The sequence below is a fragment of the Actinosynnema sp. NPDC059335 genome (assembly GCF_042752395.1).
In the GTDB taxonomy this organism is placed as follows: Bacteria; Actinomycetota; Actinomycetes; order Mycobacteriales; family Pseudonocardiaceae; genus Actinosynnema.
The window spans coordinates 1-4178 of record NZ_JBHYXZ010000120.1; the positions used below are offsets into that span (position 1 = coordinate 1).

Genomic DNA, 4178 nt, shown 5'->3' on the forward strand with positions numbered 1-4178 from the left:
TTCCCAACGTAGGACACGCGCGCGTGTCCTACGTTCAGGTCGCGTGTGTCCTACGTTGGGAACGCGTGAGTTCACCGTTCAGGACGGCCAGGAGCGAGCGGTAGGTGCGGGTCGGGTCGCCCTCCACGGAGGGGATGACCACGGGCGACCGGGTGGCGATGATCCGTTGCAGGGCGTCGTGCATGGCGGACAGCTCGGCCGGGGTCGCCCGGACGGTGCCGCGCTCGGTGAAGCGGCGGATCGCGTTGGCCTTCGTGTCCGTCAGCACGACCTCGTGGTAGGCCGCGCCCACCTCGGCGGCCAGGGCGGACAGCCGGTCCAGGAACTCCGGGCGGCCGAGGAACTGCGGCACCACCACGTCGTGACCGGCGGTCAGGTGCACGCGCGCGGCGGCGACGGCGATGTCCCGGGCCAGCCGGCCCGCTTCGCCGAGGTCGCCCGCGATCAGGTCGCGCACCCGGTCGACGTCCAGCGCCAACGCGGGCGGGTGGTCCTCGGCGTACCGGCGGGCGATGGTCGACTTCCCGCAGCCGGGCGGGCCGTTCAGCGCGATCAGGCGGGGCACCCCGGCCAGCCTAGCGGCGCGGGGGACGGCGCCCCCTGGTCGCCGCCCCCGCACCACCCATCGTGCCGACGACCGGTACACGCCCGGTACATACCGGCATGTACCGACACCACTACGCGCTGTCACCAACACGCCCGAGGTCACGGGCCGGCCCGAAGTGCGTGACGCGTGTTGGTCACCGACCGCAACAAGGGCCACCGACGACGGACCGGCCGCCACGCCCACCGGAAGACCAGGTGACGACCCGCGACAACAGGCCGTTGACCTGCACCGGAGCCCGAACCACCGGCGAGCGGGGCGCACGCCGGGAGGCGTCCGGAGCCGAATCGCCCGCGGAACGCGGTCCGGACGGCTTCACCCGAATGCAGTCGTCGGAAGCGGAGGCGCTTCGGCCGCCGGTCTGACAGCCTGGACGACACGTTTGCCGACGCGGACAATCGTCGCAGGACAGCCAGGGGGTGACCGGTGCCGCGTGGAGAGCGCCCGTTGGACGTCGGTGACAGCCCGCTGCTCAAGTTCGCCGCCGACCTCAGGTCGCTGCGGGACAAGGCGGGCGGGCACAGCTACCGACAGCTCGGCGCGCGCGCCCACTACTCGGCGACGACGCTGTCGGACGCCGCGGGCGGGCGCAAGCTGCCCACGCTGGCGGTGACGCTGGCCTACGTGCGCGCGTGCGAGGGCGACGTGGCCGAGTGGGAGGACCGGTGGCGGCAGGTCGCCGCCGAGGTGCTGCCCACCCCCGAGCCCGGTCCCGACGAGGGCCACCCGCCGTACGCGGGTCTGGCCGCCTACGGCACCGAGGACGCCGAGTGGTTCTTCGGCCGCGACCACCTGCTGGACGAGCTGGAGCAGCGCCTCTCGCACCGCCGGCTCGTGGCGGTGTTCGGCGCGTCCGGCGCGGGCAAGTCGTCGCTGCTGCGCGCCGGCCTGGTGCCGCGGCTGTCCGGCCGGGTCGTGGTCACCTCCCCCAGCCTGACCGCCGAGCCGGACCTCGACGCGGACCTGGTGATCGTGGACCAGTTCGAAGAGGTCTTCACGCTGTGGCCGGACGCGGACCGGCGCACCGCCTACGTCGACGCGCTCCTGGCCGCCCCGGGCAAGGTCGTGCTCGGCGTGCGGGCCGACTTCTACGGGCACTGCGCGCAGCACCCGGCGCTGGTGGAGGCGCTGACCGACGGCCAGGTGCTGCTCGGGCCGATGGGCCCGGAGGAGCTGCGCCAGGTGATCATGCAGCCGGCCGTGAAGGCGTCGTGCACGGTGGAGACGGCGTTGGTGTCCCGGCTCGTCGCCGACGCCACCGGCCAGGCGGGCGTGCTGCCGCTGATGTCGCACGCGTTGCTGGAGACCTGGCGACGCCGGCGCGGCACCACGTTGACCCTGGCCGGCTACGAGGCCGCGGGCGGCATCCAGCACGCCATCGCGCAGACCGCCGAGCGCACCTACACGTCGCTGGAACGGCACCAGCGCGCAGTGGCCCGGCAGGTGTTCCTGCGGCTCACCGCGCTCGGCGACGGCACCGAGGACACCAAGCGGCGGCTGCCCCGGTCCGAGCTGGACCACGACGTGGACGTGGACGTCGTGCTCGACCGGCTCGCGCACGCCCGGCTGCTCACCCTGGACCGCGACACGGTGGAGATCGCGCACGAGGCGCTGATCCGGTCCTGGCCCCGGCTGCGCGGCTGGCTGGCCGAGGACCGCGAGGGGCTGCGCACCATGCGCCGGCTCACGGAGGCCGCGGCGACCTGGGAATCGCTCGGCCGCGACCCGGACGCGCTGTACCGGGGCGCCCGGCTGGACGCCGCGGTCGAGTGGACGCAGCGCGGCGGGGTGCGCCCGAGCGCTCAGGAACGCGACTTCCTGGCCGAGAGCCTCCAGGCCCGCGACCGGGAGCGGCAGCTCGCGCACCGGCGGACCCGGCGGCTGCGCCAGCTCGTCGCGCTGCTGGCGGTGCTGCTGGCGCTCGCCGGCACGGCCGTGGTGCTCGCGATCGACGCCCAGAAGGAGGCCGCGGCGGGCTGGAAGTCCTCCACCGCCTGGTACGTGGCCAACCAGTCGCAGGCGCAGCGCAGCAGCGACCCGCAGCTCGCCGACCAGCTCGCCATCGCCGCGTACCACCTCGACCCCAACGACGAGACCCGCGACGGCGTGCTCAGCGCGAACGCCACGCACCAGCGCGACATGGCGGTGCGCGCGGCGTTCGCCTCCGCGCAGGCGCGCAGCCCGGACGGCGTGCCGCAGGCGAACACGCGCGTGTTCGGGCCCGCCGACGAGACGGTGACGTCGATCGCGGTGAACCGCGACAACCAGGCGTTCGCCACCACGCTGGTGGACGGGTCGGCGAAGGTCTGGGACGTCACCGACGTGACCTTCGAGGTCGCGCACACCTTCGACTTCCGGGTGGACCGCATCGCGCTCGACCCGGCCGCCGCGCGCACCCTGGTCACGGCGGGCGCGGACGCCGAGGTGGCGGTGTGGGACTGGGCGGACCCGGCCCGGCCGGTCCTGGCGTCCCGCCTGCCCGGCCACTCCCGCCCCGTGCTGGGCGTCGGCTACAGCCCGGACGGCGAGGTCGTCGTGACCTACGACGTGCTGGGCGTCGTCCGGCTCTGGGACGTGTCGGTCCCGGCGCGCCCGGCGCGGGTCGCGCAGCTGGACCTCGGGTGGGACATCACGTCGGCCGCCCTGTCGCACGACCGGCGCACGCTGGCGCTGGGCACGGCGAAGGGCCAGGTCAGCCTCTTCGACCTGACCAAGGAGGGCAAGCGGGTCGAGCTGTGGTCCGACAAGGCGCACCGGGGCGCGGTGCAGGCGCTGGGGTTCCGCGCCGACGACCGGGCCCTCGCCACCGTCGGCACCCAGGACAAGGTGGCGCTGTGGGACGTCGCCGACCCGCGGCGGCCGGCCGAGCGCGGCCGGATCAACGGCCTCACCAAGGGCGTCTACGCGGTCGGGTTCGGCGACAGCCCGACCGTCGTCGTCACGTCGAAGTCCAACGGCACGACGCGCTCGTGGGAGTTCGACTTCGACACGGCGGTGCGCGAGATGTGCGCGGGCGTCACCACCCACCTCAGCCACGAGGAGTGGCAGCAGTACGTCGGCGCGGGCGGCGCGCTGGAGTACCGCCGCCCGTGCGGTTGATTGGCGGGCCGGCGGAGGCGGACCGATAATCACGACGTGACCACGCCGCGTGACGACGACCGCACCGAAGCGCTGCCCACGAGCCCGATCCCGGACGGCCCGCCGGCGGTGGGTCGGCGCGACGTCGAGCCGTCGGTCGGCGGTCCGGGCGTGCCCGACCACCCGGCGGGTCCGCAGCCGAAGCTGAAGCGCACCCGGATCAGCGGCACGTGGGTCGCCGTGCTGGCCTCGATCGTGGTGCTGATCGTCCTGCTGGTGTTCATCCTGCAGAACCTCACCGGCGCCACGATCCACTTCCTGGGCGCGTCGGGCACGCTGCCGCTGGGCGTGGCGCTGCTGTTCGCGGCGATCGCGGGGGCGATCCTGGTGGCCCTGGTCGGCGCAGCCCGGATAATGCAGCTGCGCCGCCAGGCCAAACGAGGGCTGCGATAGTTCGTCCTCAGACCGAGGAACAGGACCTGCCGTTCAGCGTGAA

The 4178-nt window shown here is 74.2% G+C and carries 3 protein-coding genes; 2 read left to right on the forward strand and 1 reads right to left on the reverse strand.

Features of this window, described 5'->3' with window-relative positions; translation table 11 throughout:
- Positions 1-34 precede the first annotated feature (34 nt).
- Positions 35-565, reverse strand: coding sequence for an AAA family ATPase (locus ACFXGA_RS29500; protein WP_378093431.1), 531 nt, complete (start codon positions 563-565; stop codon positions 35-37).
- A 486-nt stretch (positions 566-1051) separates the two neighbouring features.
- On the opposite strand from ACFXGA_RS29500, the gene ACFXGA_RS29505 reads away from it, so the two are divergent.
- Both ACFXGA_RS29505 and ACFXGA_RS29510 read left to right on the forward strand, forming a co-directional pair.
- Complete coding sequence (locus tag ACFXGA_RS29505) at positions 1052-3703, forward strand: XRE family transcriptional regulator (RefSeq protein ID WP_378093433.1); 2652 nt, start codon at positions 1052-1054, stop codon at positions 3701-3703.
- A gap of 36 nt (positions 3704-3739) precedes the next feature.
- Positions 3740-4135, forward strand: coding sequence for a lipopolysaccharide assembly protein LapA domain-containing protein (locus ACFXGA_RS29510; RefSeq protein ID WP_378093435.1), 396 nt, complete (start codon positions 3740-3742; stop codon positions 4133-4135).
- The last annotated feature ends 43 nt before the right edge of the window (positions 4136-4178 follow it).